The 22,713-nt window shown below is 67.0% G+C and carries 25 protein-coding genes; 22 read left to right on the top strand and 3 right to left on the bottom strand.

What is annotated here, in order from left to right; translation table 11 throughout:
• Nucleotides 1-6: 6 nt before the first annotated feature.
• Both ACX1NL_RS10100 and ACX1NL_RS10095 read right to left on the bottom strand, forming a co-directional pair.
• On the bottom strand, nt 7-444 hold the full coding sequence (locus ACX1NL_RS10100) for a MarR family winged helix-turn-helix transcriptional regulator (RefSeq protein ID WP_458898070.1): 438 nt from the start codon (nt 442-444) through the stop codon (nt 7-9).
• Between the two features lie 55 nt (nt 445-499).
• Complete coding sequence (locus ACX1NL_RS10095) at nt 500-796, bottom strand: rhodanese-like domain-containing protein (protein ID WP_181889094.1); 297 nt, start codon at nt 794-796, stop codon at nt 500-502.
• A 19-nt stretch (nt 797-815) separates the two neighbouring features.
• Here ACX1NL_RS10095 and ACX1NL_RS10090 point away from each other — a divergent pair, with 19 nt between their 5' ends.
• From ACX1NL_RS10090 to ACX1NL_RS10075, 4 genes are all read left to right on the top strand, one after another.
• Nucleotides 816-1,511 carry a hypothetical protein gene (locus ACX1NL_RS10090; protein WP_338026615.1) on the top strand — a complete coding sequence of 232 codons (696 nt, stop codon included), beginning with the start codon at nt 816-818 and terminating at the stop codon, nt 1,509-1,511.
• Nucleotides 1,512-1,666: 155 nt separating this feature from the next.
• Entirely contained in the window at nt 1,667-2,545 is an 879-nt protein-coding gene (locus ACX1NL_RS10085) for a hypothetical protein (protein WP_458898069.1), read from the top strand.
• A 244-nt stretch (nt 2,546-2,789) separates the two neighbouring features.
• A complete protein-coding gene (locus ACX1NL_RS10080) occupies nt 2,790-3,605 on the top strand; it encodes a hypothetical protein (RefSeq protein ID WP_458898068.1) in 816 nt (271 codons plus the stop codon).
• Between the two features lie 45 nt (nt 3,606-3,650).
• Nucleotides 3,651-4,583, top strand: coding sequence for a zinc metalloprotease (locus tag ACX1NL_RS10075; RefSeq protein WP_239306348.1), 933 nt, complete (start codon nt 3,651-3,653; stop codon nt 4,581-4,583).
• 65 nt (nt 4,584-4,648) lie between these two features.
• Here the strand turns inward: ACX1NL_RS10075 and ACX1NL_RS10070 are convergent, their stop codons facing one another.
• On the bottom strand, nt 4,649-5,182 hold the full coding sequence (locus ACX1NL_RS10070) for an inorganic diphosphatase (RefSeq protein ID WP_239306349.1): 534 nt from the start codon (nt 5,180-5,182) through the stop codon (nt 4,649-4,651).
• Nucleotides 5,183-5,256: 74 nt separating this feature from the next.
• Between ACX1NL_RS10070 and dacB the strand changes: the two genes are divergently transcribed.
• From dacB to ptsP, 18 genes are all read left to right on the top strand, one after another.
• A complete protein-coding gene (gene dacB, locus ACX1NL_RS10065) occupies nt 5,257-6,510 on the top strand; it encodes a D-alanyl-D-alanine carboxypeptidase/D-alanyl-D-alanine endopeptidase (RefSeq protein ID WP_239357117.1) in 1,254 nt (417 codons plus the stop codon).
• A complete protein-coding gene (tilS, locus tag ACX1NL_RS10060; protein ID WP_181889088.1) occupies nt 6,510-7,397 on the top strand; it encodes a tRNA lysidine(34) synthetase TilS in 888 nt (295 codons plus the stop codon). Before dacB ends, tilS begins: the two co-directional genes overlap by 1 nt.
• 35 nt (nt 7,398-7,432) lie before the next feature.
• Nucleotides 7,433-7,597: a hypothetical protein gene (locus ACX1NL_RS10055; RefSeq protein ID WP_458898067.1), complete on the top strand. Its 165-nt coding sequence runs from the start codon at nt 7,433-7,435 to the stop codon at nt 7,595-7,597.
• 131 nt (nt 7,598-7,728) lie between these two features.
• On the top strand, nt 7,729-8,328 hold the full coding sequence (gene hpt, locus ACX1NL_RS10050; RefSeq protein ID WP_239306353.1) for a hypoxanthine phosphoribosyltransferase: 600 nt from the start codon (nt 7,729-7,731) through the stop codon (nt 8,326-8,328).
• Between the two features lie 11 nt (nt 8,329-8,339).
• Complete coding sequence (gene ftsH / locus ACX1NL_RS10045; RefSeq protein WP_458898066.1) at nt 8,340-10,664, top strand: ATP-dependent zinc metalloprotease FtsH; 2,325 nt, start codon at nt 8,340-8,342, stop codon at nt 10,662-10,664.
• Nucleotides 10,657-11,232: a GTP cyclohydrolase I FolE gene (folE, locus tag ACX1NL_RS10040; RefSeq protein ID WP_458898065.1), complete on the top strand. Its 576-nt coding sequence runs from the start codon at nt 10,657-10,659 to the stop codon at nt 11,230-11,232. The genes ftsH and folE overlap by 8 nt, the downstream gene beginning before the upstream one ends.
• A 3-nt stretch (nt 11,233-11,235) precedes the next feature.
• A complete protein-coding gene (folP, locus tag ACX1NL_RS10035; RefSeq protein ID WP_458898064.1) occupies nt 11,236-12,078 on the top strand; it encodes a dihydropteroate synthase in 843 nt (280 codons plus the stop codon).
• Nucleotides 12,071-12,442, top strand: a complete 372-nt coding sequence (folB, locus tag ACX1NL_RS10030; RefSeq protein WP_458898063.1) for a dihydroneopterin aldolase — start codon at nt 12,071-12,073, stop codon at nt 12,440-12,442. The genes folP and folB overlap by 8 nt, the downstream gene beginning before the upstream one ends.
• 3 nt (nt 12,443-12,445) lie before the next feature.
• On the top strand, nt 12,446-12,904 hold the full coding sequence (gene folK, locus ACX1NL_RS10025) for a 2-amino-4-hydroxy-6-hydroxymethyldihydropteridine diphosphokinase (RefSeq protein ID WP_458898062.1): 459 nt from the start codon (nt 12,446-12,448) through the stop codon (nt 12,902-12,904).
• Nucleotides 12,901-13,368, top strand: coding sequence for a DUF3180 domain-containing protein (locus ACX1NL_RS10020; protein WP_181889081.1), 468 nt, complete (start codon nt 12,901-12,903; stop codon nt 13,366-13,368). The genes folK and ACX1NL_RS10020 overlap by 4 nt, the downstream gene beginning before the upstream one ends.
• Nucleotides 13,369-13,378: 10 nt before the next feature.
• Nucleotides 13,379-14,203, top strand: a complete 825-nt coding sequence (locus ACX1NL_RS10015) for a DUF6779 domain-containing protein (protein ID WP_458898061.1) — start codon at nt 13,379-13,381, stop codon at nt 14,201-14,203.
• On the top strand, nt 14,204-14,905 hold the full coding sequence (locus tag ACX1NL_RS10010; RefSeq protein WP_181889079.1) for a 6PGD fold domain-containing protein: 702 nt from the start codon (nt 14,204-14,206) through the stop codon (nt 14,903-14,905).
• Nucleotides 14,906-15,697 (top strand): pantoate--beta-alanine ligase, encoded by a 792-nt coding sequence (locus ACX1NL_RS10005; protein WP_181889078.1) that lies wholly within the window; start codon nt 14,906-14,908, stop codon nt 15,695-15,697.
• 20 nt (nt 15,698-15,717) lie between these two features.
• Entirely contained in the window at nt 15,718-16,974 is a 1,257-nt protein-coding gene (locus ACX1NL_RS10000; RefSeq protein WP_181889077.1) for a protein kinase family protein, read from the top strand.
• A 16-nt stretch (nt 16,975-16,990) separates the two neighbouring features.
• Nucleotides 16,991-18,502: a lysine--tRNA ligase gene (gene lysS, locus ACX1NL_RS09995; RefSeq protein WP_181889076.1), complete on the top strand. Its 1,512-nt coding sequence runs from the start codon at nt 16,991-16,993 to the stop codon at nt 18,500-18,502.
• A 17-nt stretch (nt 18,503-18,519) separates the two neighbouring features.
• Nucleotides 18,520-18,831: a TM2 domain-containing protein gene (locus ACX1NL_RS09990; protein WP_311390046.1), complete on the top strand. Its 312-nt coding sequence runs from the start codon at nt 18,520-18,522 to the stop codon at nt 18,829-18,831.
• A gap of 83 nt (nt 18,832-18,914) precedes the next feature.
• Nucleotides 18,915-20,972 carry a glucose PTS transporter subunit IIA gene (locus ACX1NL_RS09985; RefSeq protein ID WP_458898060.1) on the top strand — a complete coding sequence of 686 codons (2,058 nt, stop codon included), beginning with the start codon at nt 18,915-18,917 and terminating at the stop codon, nt 20,970-20,972.
• Nucleotides 20,965-22,656 (top strand): phosphoenolpyruvate--protein phosphotransferase, encoded by a 1,692-nt coding sequence (ptsP, locus tag ACX1NL_RS09980; protein WP_458898059.1) that lies wholly within the window; start codon nt 20,965-20,967, stop codon nt 22,654-22,656. The genes ACX1NL_RS09985 and ptsP overlap by 8 nt, the downstream gene beginning before the upstream one ends.
• The last annotated feature ends 57 nt before the right edge of the window (nt 22,657-22,713 follow it).

Genomic DNA, 22,713 nt, shown 5'->3' with positions numbered 1-22,713 from the left:
CACGTTCTAATCGTCGCCGTCCAGTGCCTGGGAGAGCTTGCGCAGGCTCTTCAGCTGCTTGTTGGAAGACGCCTCCAGCGCGCGGTCCTCCGCTTCCGCCACGTCCGCGGCGAGTTTCGCCAGCACCTTGGTGCCTTTCTTGGTGGCGGCGACGATCTGGCGGCGGCGGTCCTTCGGGTCGCGCTCGCGGGTGACCCAGTTGTTGTTCTCCAGGTTGTCGATGAGGCGGACCATGTCGGACGCGTCGATGGTGAGCAGCTCCGACAGCTGGCGCTGGCTCATCGGCTCCCCGTCCACGCACGTGAGGATCCAGTACTCGCGCATGGTGGAGTCGTGCTTGGCCAGGGTGCGCTCGACCTCGTCTTTGGTGTGCCTGCGCACGCGTTCAACCTGGAAGTGGGGGGACTTGGCCAGTGTGGACGGCAGTTCGGGGAGGGCGGGCATGGCCTTCATCATAACTATGTTTAGGCGCCCAACAATTGGGAACGCCTAAGACTGCCTAATTCTGGTGTGGCAGGCCCTGCTCCACCCAGGCAGTGGTGCCGCCGGCGACGTTGATGACGTTGTCCCAGCCGCGGGCCTGCTCCAGGTATTCGCCGGCTTGCGCGCTGCGGCCGCCGGACTTGCAGATCAGGTAAATGTCGCGCTCCGGGTCGATCTCGTCGGTGCGTGCGACGAACTCGGACAGTGGGATGTTCACGGCGCCCTCGGCGCGGACGGCGGCGTACTCGTCGGGCTCGCGGACGTCGATAAGCTGCGCGCCTGCGGGGACTTTATCTACGGAAACTTCCTTCATGGCTCGTATGATAGCTGCCGTGAAGTACCACGTCCGCCGCATCGTCGCACTGCTGATTCTGTTCCTTCTGGTGCGCGCAGGTTTCAAGGCACTGCTTCACGACGAACCTTCGGACCCCCCAGCGGCAGCACCAGAGACGTCGGTGTCGGCGGAGCCCCGTCGGCAAGCTGCTGCCTCGATCGCGCAGGGGCGCCCGGTGGAGATGGTGGTGCCGGTGCTGGGGCTGCGCGCCGGGTTCGAGCAGGCGGATTGCCGCGTGGTGGACGGCAAGATCGACCCGAAAAGCATGGATAAGGCGTGCGCGCTGACGGGCGAGGGGTACCCGTACGAGCTGCCGGGCACGGACGCCGGCGACATTGTGGTCGTGGCGGGGCATACCGGCGCGGGCGTGGACGCGGTGTTTAACAAGCTTTACGACGGCAAAGCCGAACGCCACACCGTAGCCAAAGGCGACACGCTGTTCCTGCGCACGGAAACCTCGGGCGACGACTGGCTGAAGTACACCGCGACCGACCTGCACGATCCGGACAAGGGCGCGCTGGCGGGCAACGCGGAGATCTGGGGGACGGGGCCGATGCCGGGGCGGCTGCTGACCATTTCCTGCATCCAGCCGGCGAACCTGCTGGCGGACAGCGTGCGCAATGCCGTGGTGGGGTGGCAGCTGGCTGGAACGGCGACCGACGACGAGGTCGAGACGGCCTTCGAGCCGCGGTAGTCAAGATTTTTGCGTCTTTTTTGCGGGGTTTAACCTGCGGTTTTACAGGTGTTGTCCAAAAAGTCTGAAGTTTTAGTTGAGACTTGTGTGAAACGTGTTTACTGTTGTGGCGTAACCTTCGACCTGAGGTTTAGACTTTCCCGATAGGAGCCCCAATGAAGCGCACCATCCGCACGCTGGCCGCAGCCGCAATGGCCGGCGCGATCGCAATTTCCGTGACCCCCGCCGCCGACGCCCAGGCCAACATCAACCCGACCGAGATCGCCACGAAGGCTATCGAGGCTCGTTTCCCGGCCGTCATCGTTGCCCCGAACGGCACGTACTACGAGCTGGTCAACGGCGAATACAAGGAGGCCGCAACCACCCCGGCCGGCGCAGAGAACGCCGCGGAGGTTTCCCTGGCAGACAACGGTGACATTGTCGCCACCCTTGCGGACGGCTCCGGTGAGACGATCGTGCTGGGGAAGGCCGAGCCGGCCGCTGAGTCCACCACCACCACCACCACTCCCCAGGCCCCGGCGCCGAAGGCGACCGGCGCGGCTACCGCTACTGCAACCTCCACCTCCACCGCGACCACGCTTACGGTGCCGGCGGGTACGGACACCACCGTCTCCGCAACTGTGGATGCAAACCTGGGCGGCGCCGGCGCTGGCGCGGGCAGCTCCAACGGTGCAGCTGGCGAGGCCAACGCCGAGCTGTCCCCGGGCGCGATCGCGGGCATCGCTGCCGCTGCGATCGGCATCCCGGTCGTCATCGCTGGCGTGACCTACTTCCTCAACCAGGACGGCGAGACCCTGGTGGGCTCCTCCGAGCGCGTGAACCAGCAGCCGACTCCGGAGGAGAAAGAGAAGTCCGACCAGCTCCGCGCTGAGCATGCCGACGAGATCGCTGCGCAGCAGGTCGCTGCCGCCGCGAACCGTGGCGTCGAGGCTGAGACCGGCTCCAACACGCTCGTGCGCACCCTCTTCGCGCTGGTGATCGCTTCCGTGCTTGGTGCAGCCGCGTTCGTGGCTGGCCGCCGCTTCCTGGTCTAGGCCGACACCCTCTTCGCTTGAGGTCTGGTTACTTTCGCGTAACCAGACCTCAAGCGTTTTGCGTACCTAAAACCCCTGGTCGCGCCCGCCGCTGAGGTCTGGTTTCTTGCTGAGGTCTGGTTTGTCCCAAGCGGGAAGCAAACAGTTGTTACTGGAGTGAAAAATGGGGGCAAAGTGTGTAAACTCTCAACCAACGCTTGAGGTTTGACCCCTCGAGCTTCCCCGAACTTCCTAGGAGTCCGTCATGAACCGCACCACCCGCGCCGCCGCTGTCGCAACTGCTGCCGCCGCAGCTCTGCTCGCAGTGCCGGTCGCCGCAACCGCGCAGGATCTGCCGGCCGAGACCGCCGACGCACGCGGCGAGCAGTACTTCCTCAACGAGGAGGGCTCCCACTACGTGCGCACGCTCCAGGAGGCGGCGCAGCCGTACGCGCAGCTGGACAGCAGCCAGCAGGAGCGCGCGGTCGCTGTGGCGGATGCCGCTGTTGCCGGGCTGATCGGCTCCGGTGTGATCAGGGACCAGCCCTCCGACCAGCCAACGGGCGGGCCGGTGCCGACCGACCCGGAAGTTATGGAAGCCACCGAAACGCCCGCCGAAACGCCGGCCCCGTCCCCGGAAAACGCGCCGGAGGAGCCGCTCGGCGCCGAGGACGTGGATCCCGCCGACGACAACCCCGTCGCCCACGGCCTGGTGAAGTTCCCGCCGGTGCTCACGCTGGACGGCAAGACGTACTTCCTGAACAAGGACGGCCACACCTTCGTCGCCGATGTCACCCGCGTCAACGCGGACGTCACCCCGGAGGAGACTGCGGAATCCGAGGCGATGATCCAGGCCAACGCTGGCGAGATCGGTCGTCAGGGGCTTGAGGCCGCGCGTGCTGCAGGCGAGGCTGTAGAGGCTGCCGTCAACGACGAGATCGCATCCCCGTACGCCGCACCCGCCCGTGGCCTGGAAGCGGAGACTGGTTCCAACACCGTCGCCCGCGCGCTGTTCGCGCTTGCGCTGGCAAGCGCACTGGGCGCAGGCTTCTTCGCGTTCGCCCGCCGCCGCCTGATCTAGCCGCGCAGATTTGCGCCAGCTTGGAGAATGGTGTTCTCTGAGTTGGTGAATTATAGACATCTGCTCGCATCCTGCTGTGCCGCCGCCGTCGCGGCAGGCACGATCGCCACCCCGGCCCAGGCCGCCGTCGACCCGATTGGTCGGGAGTGCCGCGCCGCCACCGCAGCGGCGAACATGGGCCAGCCGATCCCGAACATCGGCAACTACCTACTCAGCGGCAACGAGAACGCCATCGACAACGGCGTCCTGCGCATCTTCGCGCCGACGAAGTACAAGCCGTACATCACCCAGGCCACGGACCAGTGGGTCAGCGCCACCGGCGGCCTGATGCGCTTCGAGTACGTGGACCAGCCCGGCTACAAGGTGGTCACCGTGCGGGAGGCCAACCTGGGCGGCTACGTCGTCGGCCGCGTGCAGGGCAACGTGAACAACATGGAGCTTTTGCTCAACCCGGACATTCTGCGCAGCGGCTACTACGAGAGCCTGGTCATGACCATCGCGCACGAGCTCGGCCACGCCATGGGCCTGGCGCACTCCTGCGACGGCGCGCTGATGAAGGACGGCACCAACCGCGGCAAGGTGGCCAAAACCCCGCAGCCGCTGGATACGCAGGTGCTCATCCAGGCGAACAACTTGCGGGCAGCTCGCCTATCGACGACTACCGCTACCCCCACCCCTAAGCCCACCCCGGCGAACAACGGCAACGTCTACGAATGGGTCGGCGAGCACAACTCCACCGTCGTCGAGGTCGCCCCGACACCGATCCGGACGACGGTGACGTGGGAGCCGAAGACGCAGCCCACGACTAGCGAAACGCCCACCGAGCGACGCACGACCGTCATCGAAACCACAGTCGCGCCGGAGCCCACCCCCGAGCAGCCGAAGCGCGTCTCGCCGCTGGCGATCATTCTGCCGGTGGCCGCGGCCGCGATCTCCGCGATCGGCCTCGGTCTCGCGTTCATGCGCAGCTGGTTCTAGCAGCGCAAAACAAAAGCCGGGCCGACGCGAGAATGCGGGCCCGGCTTTAGCCGTCGATAAGCAAGTTAGTTGACGGTCTTGGCTTCCTTGTCTTCCTCGAGGCTCTCGCGGGAGTTGTCGCCGACGCGCTTGAACTCGTCGAGCGCGGCCTGCAGGATCTTCTCCGCCTCGGCCTTGTCGCCCCAGCCAGAGCCGGTGACTTCCTTGTTCGGCTCGAGGTCCTTGTAGTGCACGAAGAAGTGCTCGATCTCGTCCTTGACAAAGTCGGAGACGTCGGAGATGTCCTGGTAGGACTCGTAGCGCACGTCGTCGATGACGCAGAGCAGCTTGTCGTCGCCGCCGGCCTCGTCGGTCATCTTGAACACGCCGATCGGGCGCGCGATCACGGTGACACCCGGGAAGACGGGCTCCGGGGTGATCACGAGTGCGTCGAGCGGGTCGCCGTCGTCGGCAAGGGTGTTGTCGATGAAGCCGTAGTCCGCCGGGTACGCCATCGGGGTGAACAGGTAGCGGTCGAGGAAGACGCGACCGGTCTCGTGGTCGACCTCGTACTTGTTGCGGGAGCCCTTGGGGATCTCGATGATGACCTCGATAGCCATTACTTCTCCTTTGTTCGGTGCCTGAGTTTGGTGAATGTCCGCACGCCATCATACTTCGGCTACCATTTTGGCCGATGAAGGTATGGACTTGGGTCGCAGGCGCCGTCGCGCTCGCTGCGGTCGGCGGTGTCGCAGGCTTCGGCATCGCGGCGCACGAGCAGCTCTCCGAGATCACGCACGCGCCGCCGTACCAGCTGCAGTCCGCCCCGTCTGTGTTGGAGCCTGCGGTGCCTTCGCCTATCGACGACACTTCGCTGCGAACGACCCTGGCATCGCTTGCCGACAACCCTGACCTGGGCGTGTTCCACGGCCACGTCACGCAGGCGGGCACCGGCGAGGCGGTGTTCGACCGCGCCTCCGACGAGGCGTTGAAGCCGGCGAGCGTGACGAAGGTGCTCACCGCGTCGGCGGCGCTGCTGAGCCTGGGCGCGCAGGACCGCATCACCACGGAGGTGGTGCGCGGTGCGAACCCGGGGGAAGTAGTGATCAAGGCGGCAGGCGACGTGTGGCTGAACAGTGAAGCTCTGGATGAGCTCGCGGCGCAGGTGGGGGAGGCCGGCACGGTGCTCATCGACACCTCCGCCTGGGACGGCATGCCGGAGCTCATGCCGGGCTGGGACCCGTTGGACATCGACGGCGGGTTCGTCGCGCCCCTGCAGCCCGCGATGCTGTCCGGCGGGCGGTTAAACGGCGAGACCTCCGGCGACGTGCCCCGCTCCCACACCCCGGCGCTCGAGGTGGCGCAGGCGCTGGCGGAGCGCGTCGGCGCGCAGAACGTCGGTGAAGGCCAGGGCGACGGCGAGGTTGTCGCCGCGGTGGAGTCGCCGACGCTGGTGGAGCGGCTCGAGCTGATGATGAAAAACTCCGACAACGTCTACGCCGAAGCCATCGGGCGCGAAGTGGCGCTGGCGCGCGGCACCACGGACGCGCCGGGCGCGACCCAGAGCGTGCTGGAGGAGCGCGGCTTCAACACCGCCGGGCTCGTCCTGCACGACAACTCCGGGCTGTCCGCGGACAACCGCATCGCGCCGAAGCTTTTGGACGCGCTGCTGTACGACGCCACCGCCCAGCCCGCGCTGCGTCCTCTGCTGTCCGCGCTGCCCGTGGCCGCCGGCGAGGGCACGCTCCTGGACCGCTACAGCGACCTCGCGGGCCGCGGCTGGGTGCGCGCGAAAACGGGCACACTCGACGGCACCGCGTCGCTGGCCGGCACCGTGACCAGTGTGAACGGCAACGTCTACACGTTCGCCCTGATCTGCAACGACGCCGACGTCCTCGCCGCGCGCCGCGCCATGGACGAGTTCACCTCCGCACTGCGCGAGTTCTGATGGACCCATTCTGGCCGCGCCGCTCGCCGCACTTCCTTGCCTGCCGACGAGCACTCCGCCCCTTCGACGCCCCCGCCATCATCGGCCTGTCCGGCGGGCCCGACTCGCTCGCCTTGGCCGCCGCGGCAGCGGCAGAGAAGAAGGACGTCCGCTGCGTGGTGGTGGACCACGGCCTCCAGGACGGTTCCAACGCGGTGGCGGAACGGGCGGTACAGACAGTCAAAGCTTTCGGCCTCGCAGCCGAAGTCGTCCGCGTCGAGGTGGGCGAGGGCAACCTGGAGGCGGCCGCGCGCAGCGCCAGGTACGAGGCCCTGCTGGCGTACGGGAGTGATGTCTGGGTCGGCCACACCGCCGACGACCAGGCGGAAACGCTCCTGCTTGGCGCGCTGCGCGGCAACCCGTCCGGCATGGCTCCGCGCAATGGGCGCATCGTCCGGCCGTTTCTGGGCATCCGCCGCGCGGACACCGTCGGCGCCTGCGGGGAGCTCGGCCTCGATCCGTGGCACGACCCGATGAACGCGGACCCGGCCTTCCGCCGCGTGGCGATGCGCAACCAGGTGTTGCCCCTGCTCAGCGAGCTTCTCGGCGGCGACGCCGTCCCCGCGCTCGCGGCCACCGCGGACCGGATCGCGGCGGACCAGGCCCTGATCGCGTCGCTGACCGACCTCGCGCCGACTACCTGCTGTGCGGAGTTGAAGGCGGATGCGGAGCCGGTCCGGAGGCGTCGATTAGCAGCATGGCTCTTGGGGGAAGGCGTGCCGGTGCAAGGGGACCAGCTCGACGCGGTGGAAGCCTTGGTCGTCGATTGGCACGGGCAAGGGCCCGTGGCTGTCGCGGGCGGGCGCGCGGTGGTGCGTCGGCAGGGAAAGTTGACCATTGTGGATTAAACCCGCTGTGTATATGGTCTGCATACAAACGGGAGGTGCTGATGGACAAGGAAACAACACGGGATTTTCAGAGTGCACATGTGGTGCGTCGCCTGCGGGAATTTCAAGCTGCGCATGGCATTGAGGGTGGCATCCTTGAAGACTGCGACGGGCTCTTCGATGACGCGGTGCTAAGCCGCGACGAGGCCGAGCTGAACTGATTGAAACGTCGCGGCTGGCCCGAACCCCGCAGATGGTTGTACCTACCGCCTGGCAGGTGGCAAGATGTGGAAGTTACGCGCACGTAAACGCAAACTGAAGCGCTAGAACCGCGAGAGGGAAGGGCCAGCCCATGACCGAGTTGCACGACAAGAAGGACTTCAATGTCCCAGCGAACCGCTACGGCGATGATGTCGAGGCGATCCTGATCCCGGAAGACGTGCTCCAGGAGCGCATCCAGGAGCTGGCGGACATGGTCTCGGAAAAGTACCGCGACTCGGAAGAAGACCTGATCTTGGTCTGCGTGCTCAAAGGGGCGGTGTTCTTCCTCACCGACTTCGCGCGCAAGCTGTCCATCCCGGCGGAGATGGAGTTCATGGCCGTGTCCTCGTATGGCAACTCCACCACCAGCTCCGGCGTGGTGCGCATCCTGAAAGACCTGGACAAGGAGATCGCCGGCCGCGACGTGCTCGTGGTGGAAGACATCATTGACTCCGGGCTGACCCTGTCCTGGCTGCTGCGAAATCTGCGTAACCGGAACCCGAAGAGCCTCGAAGTCGTTACTCTTCTGCGCAAGCCCGATGTGCAGACGGCGAAGATTGATCTGCTGGACATCGGTTTCGACATTCCCAACGAGTTTGTCATCGGCTACGGCCTGGATTACGCCGAGCGTTACAGGGACCTGCCGTATGTGGGCACGCTGCACCCGCGCGTGTACTCAGACGCTGACTAGAACAAAGGTTTATGAGCAAAAATAACAAGGTTTTGCGGTGGGGCATCATCGGCGCCATCGCGTTGATCGTCCTCTACCTGCTCACGCTGATCGGGGACGATTCCCGCGCCTACCAGCGCGTGGACACGTCTGTTGCCATTGAGCAGCTGCAGAACCACAACGCTGAAGAAGTGCAGATCGACGACCGCGAGCAGCGCGTGCGCATCGACCTGCGCGAGCCGATCACCGTGGACGAACGCGAGGGCGTCGAGGCAATCTCCGCGCAGTACCCGGCTCGCACCACCCCGGAGATCTTCGGCGCGGTGCGCGAATCCGGCGCGGACAAGTACGAGACGAACGTGACGCAGGAATCCTTCCTGATGTCCATGCTCGGCTTCATGCTGCCGATGGTCCTGGTGTTCGGCCTGATCTTCTACTTCATGTACCGCATGCAGGCGGGCGGCGGCGGGCCGTTCGGCATCGGCGGCTCGAAGGCGAAGCAGCTGACCAAGGACAACCCGACCAACACGTTCGCGGACGTCGCCGGCGCCGACGAGGCGGTGGACGAGCTGCACGAGGTGGTGGACTTCCTCACCGACCCGACCGTGTACGAGGAACTCGGCGCGAAGATCCCGCGCGGCGTGCTGCTCTACGGCCCGCCCGGCACCGGTAAAACGCTGCTCGCCCGTGCCGTCGCCGGCGAGGCTGGCGTGCCGTTTTACACCATCTCCGGCTCCGACTTCGTGGAAATGTTCGTCGGCGTGGGCGCCTCCCGCGTGCGCGACCTGTTCAAGCAGGCGCGCGAGAACAGCCCGTGCATCATCTTCGTCGACGAGATCGACGCGGTGGGCCGCCAACGTGGCTCCGGCATGGGCGGCGGCCACGACGAGCGCGAGCAGACCCTGAACCAGCTGCTGGTGGAGATGGACGGCTTCTCCGGCCGCGAGGGCGTCATCCTCATCGCGGCGACGAACCGCCCGGACATCCTGGACCCGGCGCTGCTGCGCCCCGGCCGCTTCGACCGCCAGATCCCGGTGACCAACCCGGACCTGGCCGGCCGCGCGCAGATTCTCAAGGTGCACGCCAAGAACAAGCCGCTTGCAGACGACGTCTCGCTCGATGCCCTGGCCAAGCGCACCGCCGGCATGTCCGGCGCCGATCTGGCCAACGTGCTCAACGAAGCCGCGCTGCTGACCGCCCGCATCGGCGGCAACGTCATTACCGCGGACGCGCTGGAGGAGGCGACGGACCGCGTCATCGGCGGCCCGCGCCGCTCCAGCAAGGTCATTTCCGAGCACGAGAAGAAGGTCACCGCCTACCACGAGGGCGGACACACCCTGGCCGCCTGGGCGCTGAAAGACATTGAGCGCGTGTACAAGGTGACTATCCTCGCCCGCGGCCGCACCGGCGGCTTTGCCATGACTGCCGACGAGGACGACAAGGGCATGTACACCCGCGACGAGCTGTTCGCCCGCATGGTCTTTGCCATGGGCGGCCGCTCCGCCGAGGAGCTGGTCTTCGGCGCGCCGACCACTGGCGCGTCGAACGACATCGAGCAGGCGACCAAGATCGCGCGTGCGATGGTCACCGAGTACGGCATGACCTCCGCGCTCGGCGCGGTGAAGTACGGCCAGGAGCAGGGCGATCCCTTCTCCGGCCGCGGCTCCGGAGGCTCGCTCGAGTACTCGCCGGCGGTTGCCGCGAAGATCGACGAGGAGATGCAGTTGCTTCTCGACGAAGCGCACAAGGTCGCCTACGCCACCCTCGAGCGCTACCGCGACGAGCTGGACACCCTGGCCTCGAAGCTCCTGGAGAAGGAGACGCTGCGCCGCGGCGATTTGGAGGCCATCTTCGACACCGTCGAGCCGACCCGCCCGGCCCTGCCCGCCCACGACGCCCGCTTCGGGCGCCAGGCGGACCGCGAGCCGGTGAAGACCCCGGTGGAGCTTGCCAAGGAGCGCGGCGAGGAGCCGCCGAAGCGCTTCTCCATCCTGGAGGCGTCCAAGGCCACCCGCGAGCGCCGCCGCAAGGAACGCGAGGCGGAGCAGAACCCGGCGCCGAAGAAGGGCTCCACCCGCTGGCAGCAGCCGAAACACAAAGAGCCGCAGTACGGCGGCCCGAAGCCGCCGGAAGGCTGGACGTACAAGGGAGCGCCGAAACAAGAGCAGACGCAGCAGCACCCGGGCACCCGCAACTACCCGGCGGAAAACACAGAGCAGATCGGCTTCCGCCTGCCGGAGAACGAGCGCCCGGACCACCCCGCACGCGGCCCGGAGCCGGAGACGACGCCGGATGCGGAGACCACGCAGCTGCCGCGCGAGGAGCGCGCGCCGAAGCACAGGAGGGACGATGACTAACCCGAAGTTCGACCGCGAGCGCGCTGAGGCCGCGGTGCGCGAGCTGCTCATCGCGGTCGGGGAGGACCCGGACCGTGAGGGCCTGGTGGAAACCCCGGCCCGCGTCGCGCGCGCCTACGAGGAGGTCTTCGCGGGCCTGCGCGAGGACCCGAAGGTGCACCTGGAGAAGTCGTTCTCCGAGAACCACCGCGAGCTGGTGCTGGTGCGCGACATCCCGATCTACTCCACCTGTGAGCACCACCTGGTGCCGTTCTACGGCGTGGCGCACATCGGTTACATCCCGGGCCCGGAGGGCAAGGTCACCGGCCTGTCCAAGCTCGCGCGCGTGGCGGACATGTACGCGAAGCGCCCGCAGGTGCAGGAGCGGTTGACGGCGCAGATTGCGGACGCGATCGTCGATAAGCTCAATGCTTCTGCGGTTATCGTGGTCATCGAGTGCGAGCACCTGTGCATGGCCATGCGCGGGATCCGCAAGCCGGGCGCGACCACCACCACCTCGGCGGTGCGCGGCGGCTTCCAGAACAATGCGGCCTCGCGCGCGGAAGTGCTGAGCCTGATTAGGGGATAGAAGATGACTACCGTTGCCGATCTGACCGTGCCGGGGCGCACGAGCGTGATGGGCATTGTCAACGTCACGGAGGATTCGTTTTCCGACGGCGGCAAGTGGCTGGCTACTGACGACGCCATCGCGCACGCCCACGAGCTGGTGCGCCTGGGCGCTGACATTATCGACGTCGGCGCGGAATCCACCCGCCCTGGCGCCACCCGCGTCCCCGCCGAGGTGGAGGTGCAGCGCATCCGGCCCGTGATCCGCGCGCTGCACGCGGACGGGATCCGCACCTCCGTCGACACCATGCGCGCCGCGACCGCGCTGGCCGCGGCCGAGGAGGGCGTGGATTTGATCAACGACGTCTCCGGCGGCCTGGCGGACGCTGATATGTACCGCGTGATAGCTGAGACGAAGCTCCCGGTGTGCCTGATGCATTGGCGCGCGGACGCATTCGTCAACGCCTCCGGCGCGGCGGACCACGGCGGTGACGTGGTGGGGGATGTACACGAGGTGCTGGCGGAGCTCGTCGATAAGGCGACCACTGCTGGCGTGGACGAAAGCCAGATCACCCTGGACCCGGGCCTCGGCTTTGCCAAGACGGCCGCGGACAACTGGGCGCTGCTCAACTCGCTGCCGGAGTTCATCGCCAGCGGGTTCCCCATCCTCGTCGGCGCGTCGCGCAAGCGCTTCCTCATGGAAATCCGCCAACAGCGCGGCCTGGAGCATTCGCCTATCGACGCCGACCCCGCCACCGCAGCAGTCACCGCCCTCGCAGCCCAGGCCGGAGCCTGGTGCGTGCGGGTGCACGAGGTGGCGGTCTCGCGCGACGCCGTTGACGTGGCGGAAAGGTGGAAAAATGGCTGACCGGATTGAGCTCAAAGGCCTCAAGTTCCACGCCAACCACGGCGTCCTCGAGCACGAAACCGAGTTCGGGCAGGCGTTTTCGCTGGACATCACTTGCTGGCTGGATTTCGCCGGCGCGGCGCGCGACGACGACCTCACGCAAACCGTCAACTACGCCGAGCTGGCGGACGCGGCTTTAAAGATCGCCACCGGCACCCCGCGCCAGCTGATTGAGACGGCGGCGGTGGAGATCGCAGAGACCGCGATGCGCAGCTACGACGCGCTGCACGCCGTGGAGGTCACCCTGCACAAGCCGCACGCACCGATCCCGGCGGTGTTCGACGACGTCGCGGTGGTGGCCCGCCGCTCCCGGAAGCGGATGTAGCCAATGCGTGCCGTGCTGTCTTCCGGGTCCAACATGGGCGACGCGCGCGCCCACCTGCAGACGGTGGCCGACGAGTTCGCTGGTGAAACCCTCGCCGCGAGCTCTATCTACGCCACCGCGCCGTGGGGAAACACCGACCAGCCGGACTTTCTCAACCAGTCCCTGCTGGTGGACGTGGACGACACCCCGCACGAACTTTTGGCTCGCTGCCAAGAGCTGGAGCAGCGCGCGCACCGCGTCCGCGAAGAACGCTGGGGTCCGCGCACGTTGGACGTGGACATCATCTGGGTCGAGGGCTACACCTCTGACAACCCGGAGCTGACCGTGCCGCACCCGCGGGCGCACCTGCGCCAGTTCGTGCTCGAGCCCTGGTTCGAGGTGGATCCGGGTGCGGTGCTCAACGGAGCGTCGATAAGCGAGCTGCTCGAAAACCTCGAGGACCAGGGGGTGCGGAAGCTATGAAGCGCACGCCGTACGAGGGGTTGATCGCGGTCGCCGGGTTCTTCGCCGCCGCAGCGGTGATTTTGGTGCGAAGGTTCTACAACCTGCTGGAATCCTTGAGCATGGTGGTGCCGCTGTCGCTGTGGGTGATGGCCGTGATCGCCGCGTGGCTCGCGCTCGTGGTGCGAAAGCGGCGCAAGGAAGGCAAGGTCGGGCTGGATCGCAGCCAGCTCAACCCCATGCAGGCGGCGAACTTCATGGTCTTTGGCAAGGCGAGCGCCTGGGCCGGCGCGGTGTTCGGCGGCATGTACGGCGGCACGCTGAGCTACGTGGTGACCAAACTCGGCGTGCTCGAGGCAGCGCCTGGCGACGTCCCGCCGCTGGTCGCCGGCACCCTGGGCGGACTAGCCCTGTGCGCGGCCGGAATCTGGCTGGAGAAAAACTGCGAGGTGTCGCCGCCCAACGAGGGCCAAGGCGTTAGCTAGAGTGTTGGGCATGAGTGCCCAGAATGCGTCCCCAGACCGCGCGAGCCTGTGGGTCATCGTGCCTTTTGTGGTCGCTGTCATCGGCACCGTGGTCATGCTGTTCACCAACTCCGCTAACGCGCTGAAGATCGCGCTGATCTTCGCGCTGTGGGCTGGCGCCGCCGGGATCCTGATCAACTCCAAGGTGCGCCGGGACCGCGACGCGGCCACCTCCGAGGCTGCGGCCGCCGAGCAGCGCATCCAGGAACAGGAGCGGCGCCACCAGGAAGAGCTGGAGGCCAAGACCGCGCCGTCCGTGGACGTGAAGACGCTGCGCGAGCTGCAGGAGCAGATCCAGGCGCTGCGTGCTCAGCTGGAGGAGCTCAACGGCCGAGTCTTCGAGTACGAGCCCGCCGCCGTGCAGGCTCGCGCCCGCCGCATCAGCGAGTTGGAGTCGAAGAAGGAGCCAGAACCAGAACCAACTCCGGAACCCGCCCCGGAGCCGAAGCCGCAGCCGGCGCAGAGCCCGTCCACGGACGACACCGTCGTGATCAGCCGCGTGCGCCCCTCCCGCCCGACGGGTGCGCCGAGCTCGGACGCGATCGCGGGCCGCATCGGCACCCAGCCGTCGGCCCGCCCGGCGCGCAACCCGCTGTCCGACCTGATCAGCGAGCGGGAGGCGGAAAAGGCGAAGGCGGAGCAAACCCCAGAGCCGAAGCCGGAACCAACCCCGGAACCAACCCCGGATCCGACCCCAGAGCCGCAGCCTGAGCGCCGTTCTGGCCGCCGCCGCGCCGATGAGCGGGGAGAGGGCGCGGTTTCCGTCGCCGAGCTGCTCGCTCGCCAGGGGAAGTAGATGCCGCCTCGCCTGTTGGTGGGGGCGGTGTTCGGCGTCTCGCCGCTTGCGGAGCGCTTCGAGCGCGCCGGCCACACGGTGCGCGCGCTGGACATCGACAATGACCCCGGTGCGGTCGCGCACGTGGATCTTGTGCTTCTCGACGGCCCGTCGGCCGACATCCGCACCGCCTGCGAAATCCTGGCCGACCACGCCCGCCCGCGGCAGATGTTCCTGCACACCGCGCTGGACGAAGGCCAGCAGCTGCTCGACGACGTGGAGGTCGCCCAGGCGATCACCATGTGCGCCCACAACATCTTCGACAACGTGTGGGTGACCTCGGCCGCCGACGAACTCGGCGAGACGGTGGTGGGGCTGCTCATTGCGGAGATCGGCGGGGTGAGCTTGCGCATTAACGACGACGCACGCCCCGCGATCGCCGCCGCCCAGGAGCTGCGGGCGATGGAGGCCGTCATCCGCGACGACGCACAGGCGATTCTCGCCGAGGCCGTGCCGGGGTTCGACGCGGTGGCGCAGCAGTTCCTTCTCGCTCCGCCGGCGCCACGGCACGCCCACGACACGCAGCAGCTGGAGAAGCTCGTCGACGCATTGCCGGATCCGGGCGTTCGCCGCCTGTTTGTGGATCTGGTGCGCAGGCGCGGCGAGGTGGACCAGGACACCGACACCGAGTTGTGGGTGATTCAGAAATACGAGGGAGGATAAATGGCTTTCGAACCAGGCCAGGCAGTGGTGGTCACCGAGGAGCGGATGCTGGCCACCTACGGCCGCGCGTTCCGCAAGATCGGCAAGTCTGTGGTTGTGGTGCCGCTGGGCACGGACATCCACGGCGGGCACGTGGAGCTCATCCGCGCGGCGAAGTCGCTGCTCGGCTCCTACGTGGTGGTCACGTTCTCGGGCGAGGAAGTCCCTGAGGTCTTCGCCCGGGAGAAGGTGGACGTGGTCTTCCACGGGGCGCTGGCAACGTCGGTGCGCGTGGACTCCGGCGTGGAGCCGCTGGAGGATCCACAACACACGCAGGAAACAGTCGCGCGGATCCTCGCCGCGATCAACGCCACCCACGCCACGGACGTGGTGCTTGGAGAGAAGGACTTCGAGGTGCTGGTGGCCACCCAGTACGCGGTGTCCGGCCTGCGCATGGAGTGCAAGCTCCACAGCGTGCCCACGGTGCGAACACCGGACGGTTTGGCGCTGTCGAACAGGAACGCGCTTGTCGCCGTCGATAAGCGGGATGCTGCTCTCGCGCTCTCGGCCGCGCTCACAGCCGGGGCGCACGCCGCGGAGCATGGAAAGGCCAAAGTCCTGGAGACCGCGCGCGGTGTCCTCGAGGCCGCCGGTGTGGCCCCGACGTACCTTGAGCTGCGCGACCTGGCCATGCGCGAGGCGCCCGAGGAGGGTGACGCGCGGCTTTTGGGCGCTGTGGATTTGGGCGGGGTGCACCTGACGGACAATGTGGGTCTGCCGCTGGGGGTCGGCTTCAAACACGTCGAAGCATGACACCCGGTAGACTCACGCGCATGTCCAACGCCACCATCGCCGGAATGCTCGCAGAACGCTTCGGGTTCACCTTCACCCCGGAGCAGGTTGAACAGACCGGGAGCACCGAGACGTCCACGCTCTACACCGCCACCGACGACACAGGCCACGGTGTGGAAGTAGAAGTCTTCGACACCGCCGTGGATTCCGCGATCGGCGATGAAGTCAACACCCTCAACTCGCGCCTTGCGCTGGCGGCGCACCCGGGCGCGTTCCAGCCGCGCAGCGTGGGCACCACCGAGGACGGCAAGCTGTTCGTCCTGCGCGAGGCACCCACCGGCACCCCGCTGTCGGACCTGATCGCGGAGAAGGGCGCGACGTTCACCCCGCAGGAGGTGCGCGACCTGCTCGCGCCGGTGGCGGAGGCGATCGACGACTACGACCTGAAGGGCCTGGCCGGCTTCGTCTCGCGCTCCATCACTCCGGAGCGCCTCTTGGTGCAGCCGCAGTGGTCCACCACCCCGGTCAAGCTCACCCTGGTAGGGCCGAGCACCGACCCGGCGCAAAGCGACGAGGCGGCGGCGAAGGGCAACGTGGAAAAGTTCGCCAACGTGGTCGCGCTGATGACTGGCGACGAACCGCGCTCCGGCGCGCGGACCTGCGCTGGCGTGCTGGAGACCGCCCCTGCCGAGCATGTGGCTATTGAATCCCCCGACCAGTCCGTGGCGCCGCGCCCGCAGGACGGCTACCGCAAGCCGCCGGAGCCCTACGCCTACGGCACCGACGGCAACTACGTGCGCACGGTCCCGACGAAGCAGAAGAAGACTGCGCCGTGGCCGTGGATCATCGCCATCCTCGCGCTGCTGCTCATCGCGCTGGCGGCGCTGTGGTACTGGAGCACCCACCGCGGCGAGGACTGGGCCGGCGCCGAGGCGCAGATCGCTGAGGACTACCCGAAGGTCGTCTCCGAGCGTTCGGGCCAGAAGGGCTGGAAGGACCTTGCCTGCGAGCCGGGCTCGCTGGACATCGACCAGGTGGGCAAGATCCGCTGCGCCAACGATGAGCTCGGCGTTTCCGTCGCCCAGTACGCCTCCGAGTCCGACCGCGACGATGCGGTGCCGGACCCGAGCGAAGCCGTGGTCCTCGGCTCCGGCGAGTGCACGATCTACTCCTACGAGCTGCCGGACGCGAACCCGCCGGCGTACGTGATGACGCCGCAGGACAAGCCGGAGTACCTGTTCATCGTCAACGGTTTCGACGCTGAGAACCAGCGACTGGACCTCCCGGTGTGCGAATAAGCTACGATTATTCGCCGTGACTACGCAGGACTTTTCAGAGCAGCAGCAAATCCGCAGGGAGAAGAGGCAGAGGCTTATCGACGAAGGGCGGGACGCCTACCCCGTCGAAGTCGATCGCACGACGTCTCTGAAAGACTTGCGCGCTAAGTACGACGGCACGCTGGAGCCCGGCGAGGAAACCCAGGACGAGGTCGCCGTCGCTGGCCGCATCATGTTCCAGCGCAACACCGGCAAGCTGTGCTTTGCCACCCTGCAGGAAGGCGACGGCACCCAGCTGCAGGTCATGCTCTCCCTGGCTGAGGTCGGCGAAGAAGCGCTGGCGCAGTGGAAGGCCGACACCGACCTGGGCGACATCGTTTCCGTGCGCGGCCGCGTCATCGCCTCCAAGCGCGGCGAGCTGTCCGTGATGGCGAAGTCCTGGCACATGGCCTCGAAGGCGCTCAACCCGCTGCCGGTGGCGTTCGCGGACATGAACGAGGAGCAGCGGGTGCGCCGCCGCTACACCGACCTGATCATGCGCGAGGACGCGCGCACTAACGCCATGACCCGCATCAAGGTCATCGCGGCGGTGCGCAAGTACCTCACGGGCCTGGACTTCGTGGAGATTGAGACGCCGATGCTGCAGACGCTGCACGGCGGCGCCGCGGCACGTCCGTTTGTCACCCGCTCCAACGCGCTGGACATTGACCTGTACCTGCGTATCGCGCCCGAGCTCTACCTGAAGAGGGCCGTGGTCGGCGGCATCGAGCGCGTCTTCGAGATCAACAGGAACTTCCGCAACGAGGGCGTGGATTCCTCCCACTCCCCGGAGTTCACCATGCTGGAGACCTACCAGGCGTGGGGCACCTACAAGGACGGCGCGGCCACCATGAAGGGGCTTGTGCAGTTCTGCGCCGAGGAAGTTTTCGGCTCTCAGAAGGTCACGCTCGCGGACGGCACGGAGTACGACTTCGGCGGCGAGTGGAAGGTTCTGGAGATGTACCCGAGCCTGAACGAGGCGCTGCAGCGTAAGTTCCCGGGCCAGCCGGAAGTGACCATCGACACCGACGTGGACACCCTTAAGGGCATCGCGGAAACCATCGGCCTGAAGGTGCCGGAGAACGCCGGCTGGCTGCACGGCAAGCTGGTGGAGGAGATCTGGGAGGAGCTGTGCTCCGACCAACTCTACGAGCCGACCTTCGTGGTCAACTTCCCGGTGGAGACCTCCCCGTTGACCCGCGACCACCGAAGCAAAAAGGGCGTGACCGAGAAGTTCGACCTGTACGTCCGCGGCTTCGAGCTGGCCACCGGCTACTCCGAGCTGGTTGACCCGGTGATCCAGCGCGAGCGCTTCGAGGACCAGGCCCGTCTGGCCAGCGCCGGCGACGACGAAGCGATGCAGCTTGACGAGGACTTCCTCGCCGCGATGGAGCAGGGCATGCCGCCGACAGCCGGCTGCGGCATGGGCGTGGACCGCCTGCTGATGGCCCTGACCGGCCTGGGTATCCGCGAGACGGTCCTCTTCCCGATGGTGAAGCCGGAAGCGTAAAGGGGCGCCCCGTGAGTGTGAGCCCGTACCCCAACTACCCGGGAGACCAGGGTGGGAAACCGCTCATCGAGCCGCACAAGAGCAAGACCACCGCGGCGCTGCTGTTTTTCTTCCTCGGAATCTTTGGGGCGGGCAATTTCTACCTCAAGCAGTACGCCCGCGGCGCGTGCAAGGTGTTCTTGCTCCTGCTTTCGGTGCCGCTCCTGTGGATGTTTCTCGGGCAACTCGTGTTCTTTGGTTTGAGCATGTGGGTGCTCGTGGAATTTATCTTCGTGCTTGTCGGCGCGGAAGGCTATGACAGAGACAGCCGGGGTATCCCGCTGAAGTAACAATTATCCGCAGTTGTGCGTGGTGGTTATAACCAACTAACGTTTGATGCGATCAATCGTTTGTGGTTGAAAGGAGCACCAGCATGGCAACCACCAAGGCAAGCCTGCAGGATCAGGCTGCCGACATCCTCGCCGGCGTCGGCGGGGCGGACAACATCGCGTCCATGACGCACTGCGCGACGCGTCTGCGCTTCGAGCTTTTCGACGCTTCCCTGGCCGACAAGGACCGACTAGAAGCAAACCCCAAGGTCATGGGTGCCGTCCCGCAGGGCGGCAGCCACTACCAGGTCATCGTCGGCGGCGACGTGGCCAGCGTTTACAACGCGATGAACAAGCTGCCGGAGCTGGCCGGGCGCGACGTGTCCAACGAGGACCTCAAAGCCCAGCAGCGCGACCGTGCCAAGGGCAAGGTGCCGTGGCTCGACGCGTTCTTCGAGTACCTCTCCGACTCCTTCCGCCCCATTTTGGGTGTGCTGCTCGGTGCGTCGCTGATCATCGCGTTCGCCGCGGTGCTGGACGCGTTCGAACTGGTGAACTTCCACGCGGAAGTGAAGAGCCCGGGCTGGCAGTTCGTGGATGCCATGTGGAACTCCGTGTTCTTCTTCCTGCCGGTGGCGGTGGCCTACAACGCGGGCAAGAAGCTGGACATCGACCCGTGGGTGCCGGCCGCGATCATGCTGGCGCTGTTCACCCCGAACTTCATGGAACTGGCCGACCACCCCGAAGCGCGCGTGGTGGAGCTCTTCGGCGAGCCGACCGATGTTGTCGACGTTTTCGGCATGCCCATGATCCAAAACGGCTACGACGGCAACGTCTTCGTGCCGCTGATCATGGCCGCGGTCGCTGCGTTGCTTTATAAGGGGCTGCAGAAAATCATCCCCTCCGCGGTGCACATGGTCTTCGTGCCGTTTTTGACGCTGCTGGTGATGATCCCGGTCACCGCGTTCCTCATCGGTCCGTTCGGCTACCTGCTCGGCGCCTGGATCGGCACCGGTCTGGCCTGGATGAACGGCAACGCGCCGTTCGTATTCGCCCTGCTGATTCCGATGCTGTACCCGTTCCTCGTGCCGCTGGGGCTGCACTGGCCGCTCAACGCGCTGATGCTGGTCAACATTGACACGCTCGGCTACGACTTCATCCAGGGTCCGATGGGTGCGTGGAACTTCGCCTGCTTCGGCGCCACCGCCGCGGTGCTCGCGCTGTCCATCCGCGACCACGACCCGCTCATGCGCCAGACGTCCGGTTCCGCGCTCGCGGCCGGCCTGCTCGGCGGAATCTCCGAGCCGTCGCTCTACGGCATCCACCTGCGTTACAAGAAGATCTACCCGCGCATGCTCGTGGGCTGCTTCGCCGGCGGCCTGACCATCGCGATCCTGGGTACCCCGTTCGGTGGCGTGAAGACGAACGCGTTCGTGTTCACTTCGCTGCCGACCATGTTTGTGTTCGACCCGAAGTGGGTCTACATGCTCGCCATCGCGGTGGCCTTCTTCACCGCGTTCTTCATCATCCTGATCACGGACTACCGCACCCCGGAGGAGAAGGCGGAGGCGCTCGCCCGCGCCGCTGCCGCTCGCAATGCCGACGAGGCCGAGGAGGCTGAGCTGGTCGAGGACGAGGTCACGGCCACGGATGACCCGGCGAAGCTGACGTCGGCAAGCGATGCGGATGCCACTGTGCTCGCGCCCGTTGCGGGCGAGGTTGTTGCGATGGAAGCGCTTTCGGACGCCGCGTTTGCCTCCGGCGCCCTCGGCCAGGCCGTCGGCATCACACCCGAAAATGCCAAGCTCACCGTGGTCGCTCCGGCGGCCGGCAAGGTGATTTCCGTGGCCAAGACGGGTCACGCCTACGGCATCAAGACCGATAACGGTGTGGAGCTGCTGGTCCACATCGGCGTGGACACCGTCAAGCTCGGCGGCGAGGGTTTCACCCCGCTGGCAGAGAAGAAGCAGATGGTCAATGCGGGCGACCCGCTGGCGGAGGTTGACTTCGCCGCAATCGCCGGCCACGGCGTGGACACGACGGTTATCACTACAGTGGTGAACTCGAAGAAGCTCGGTGGCGTCAATGACGTTGCGGACGGCACGGTCGCCGCCGGCGATCCTATTCTCGAGGTCACAACTGAGGTGAACACGAATGTCTAACCGCACCGTCCTGCACGGCATCGGCGTTTCGGCCGGCACCGCGTCCGGACCTATCGCCGTGGTCACGCCCGCAGTGGGCATCGACGAGCACGAGCCCGCCTCCACCGATCCGGAGGCCGACAGCGAGCGCATTCGCGCAGTGCTTCACGACGTCGCGGCGTCGCTTTCCGCACGCGCCGAGCACGCCAACTCGGACTCGGCAAAGGCCGTGTTGGATGCGACGGCTGCCTTGGCAACCGACAAGGGCTTAATCCGCGGCATCGACAAGGAGCTGAAGAAGGGCACCGGCCCGACGAAGGCGATCCACGACGCGGTGGAGCTCTACGCCAACAAGCTGCGCAAAATCGGTGGCTACATGGCCGAGCGCGTCACCGACCTCTACGACATCCGCGACCGCGCCACCGCGCGCCTGCGAGGCCTGCCGGAGCCGGGGATCCCGGATCTGACCGAGCCGTCCATCCTGATCGCGCACGACCTCGCGCCCGCGGAGACAGCGACGCTGGACAAGAACCTCGTCCTCGGCATCGTCACTGAGGCGGGCGGTGCGACGTCCCACACCGCCATCCTGGCGGCGCAGCTGGGCATCCCGTGCGCCGTGCAGGTCAAGGGCATCGCGGAGGCGACTGTGGACGCACCGCTGGTCGCCCTCGACGGCGGCGTCGGCGAAGTGATCGTCGCGCCGAACGCATCCGACGTGGACGAGCTCGAGGAACGCTCCCGCCGCCGCGCGGCTGCCCTGGCCGGTTCCTCCGGCGAGGGCGCGACCCGCGACGGCTATAAGGTGAAGCTGCTGGCCAATACCGGCACCGCCGAGGACGCGCAGAAGGCAGCCGGCTACGACCTCGAGGGCTCCGGCCTGTTCCGCTCCGAGTTCCTCTTCCTCGACCGCGACGCAGCGCCCAGCCTGGAGGAGCAGACCGAGACCTACACGAAGGTGCTCGAGGCCTTCGGCAACCGGCGCGTTGTGGTGCGCACCCTGGACGCCGGCGCGGACAAGCCGCTGTCGTTCGCGGACCTCGGCGAAGAAGAAAACCCCGCGCTGGGCCGCCGCGGCCTGCGCCTGTCGCAGGCGCGCGAAGACCTGCTGGACACCCAGCTGGAGGCGCTTGCAAGCGCAGCTCACAACGTCCCCAACTCCGAGCTGTGGGTCATGGCCCCGATGGTCGCCACCGTGGAAGAAGCCAAGTGGTTCGCCGAGCGCGCCCGCGGCGCCGGGCTGAAAAAGGTCGGCGTGATGGTGGAAACCCCGGCGGCCGCCATCCGCGCCGGGCAGGTGCTGGAAGAGGTGGACTTCGCCTCCATCGGCACCAACGACCTGTCGCAGTACACGATGGCCGCGGACCGCATGCAGGGCGAACTCGCTGAGCTGCTCTCGCCGTGGCAGCCCGCGGTGCTGTCCATGATCCGCGAGACCTGCCGCGGCGGCGAGGCCACCGGCAAGCCGGTCGGCGTGTGCGGCGAGGCAGGCGGCGACCCGCTCATGGCGCTCGTGCTGGTGGGCCTCGGCGTGAAGTCGCTGTCCATGGCGCCAGGCAAAGTCAACGCCGTGCGCGCGGCACTGCGCCTGCACGACTTCGACACCTGCCGTCAGATGGCCAACTTCGCCGTCGACGCCCGCACCGCCGCGGGTGCCCGCGAGGCCGTGCTGAACCTCGCCGATCCGGTGCTGAAGGATCTGCTCTGATCCACGGAGTCGACGTCGACGGGCAAGGGCGTTGCGCCCACTGGCACTCCGAGCGCG

This window comes from Corynebacterium sp. CQ3829_602738 (genome assembly GCF_054478435.1).
This window is presented reverse-complemented; position numbering and strand designations above follow the sequence as displayed.

Excerpts from the sequence above, each read along its gene's own strand:
- folE (WP_458898065.1), top strand. The coding sequence starts at position 10,657 with ATGACTAACCCGAAGTTCGACCGCGAGCGCGCTGAGGCCGCGGTGCGC.
- ftsH (WP_458898066.1), top strand. The coding sequence starts at position 8,340 with ATGAGCAAAAATAACAAGGTTTTGCGGTGGGGCATCATCGGCGCCATC.
- ACX1NL_RS10010 (WP_181889079.1), top strand. The coding sequence starts at position 14,204 with ATGCCGCCTCGCCTGTTGGTGGGGGCGGTGTTCGGCGTCTCGCCGCTT.
- hpt (WP_239306353.1), top strand. The coding sequence starts at position 7,729 with ATGACCGAGTTGCACGACAAGAAGGACTTCAATGTCCCAGCGAACCGC.
- ACX1NL_RS10095 (WP_181889094.1), bottom strand. The coding sequence starts at position 796 with ATGAAGGAAGTTTCCGTAGATAAAGTCCCCGCAGGCGCGCAGCTTATC.
- tilS (WP_181889088.1), top strand. The coding sequence starts at position 6,510 with ATGGACCCATTCTGGCCGCGCCGCTCGCCGCACTTCCTTGCCTGCCGA.
- folK (WP_458898062.1), top strand. The coding sequence starts at position 12,446 with ATGCGTGCCGTGCTGTCTTCCGGGTCCAACATGGGCGACGCGCGCGCC.
- ACX1NL_RS09985 (WP_458898060.1), top strand. The coding sequence starts at position 18,915 with ATGGCAACCACCAAGGCAAGCCTGCAGGATCAGGCTGCCGACATCCTC.
- ACX1NL_RS10005 (WP_181889078.1), top strand. The coding sequence starts at position 14,906 with ATGGCTTTCGAACCAGGCCAGGCAGTGGTGGTCACCGAGGAGCGGATG.
- dacB (WP_239357117.1), top strand. The coding sequence starts at position 5,257 with ATGAAGGTATGGACTTGGGTCGCAGGCGCCGTCGCGCTCGCTGCGGTC.
- ACX1NL_RS10000 (WP_181889077.1), top strand. The coding sequence starts at position 15,718 with ATGTCCAACGCCACCATCGCCGGAATGCTCGCAGAACGCTTCGGGTTC.
- ACX1NL_RS10080 (WP_458898068.1), top strand. The coding sequence starts at position 2,790 with ATGAACCGCACCACCCGCGCCGCCGCTGTCGCAACTGCTGCCGCCGCA.
- ACX1NL_RS10085 (WP_458898069.1), top strand. The coding sequence starts at position 1,667 with ATGAAGCGCACCATCCGCACGCTGGCCGCAGCCGCAATGGCCGGCGCG.
- ACX1NL_RS10015 (WP_458898061.1), top strand. The coding sequence starts at position 13,379 with ATGAGTGCCCAGAATGCGTCCCCAGACCGCGCGAGCCTGTGGGTCATC.
- ptsP (WP_458898059.1), top strand. The coding sequence starts at position 20,965 with ATGTCTAACCGCACCGTCCTGCACGGCATCGGCGTTTCGGCCGGCACC.
- ACX1NL_RS10020 (WP_181889081.1), top strand. The coding sequence starts at position 12,901 with ATGAAGCGCACGCCGTACGAGGGGTTGATCGCGGTCGCCGGGTTCTTC.
- ACX1NL_RS10070 (WP_239306349.1), bottom strand. The coding sequence starts at position 5,182 with ATGGCTATCGAGGTCATCATCGAGATCCCCAAGGGCTCCCGCAACAAG.
- folP (WP_458898064.1), top strand. The coding sequence starts at position 11,236 with ATGACTACCGTTGCCGATCTGACCGTGCCGGGGCGCACGAGCGTGATG.
- folB (WP_458898063.1), top strand. The coding sequence starts at position 12,071 with ATGGCTGACCGGATTGAGCTCAAAGGCCTCAAGTTCCACGCCAACCAC.
- ACX1NL_RS10100 (WP_458898070.1), bottom strand. The coding sequence starts at position 444 with ATGCCCGCCCTCCCCGAACTGCCGTCCACACTGGCCAAGTCCCCCCAC.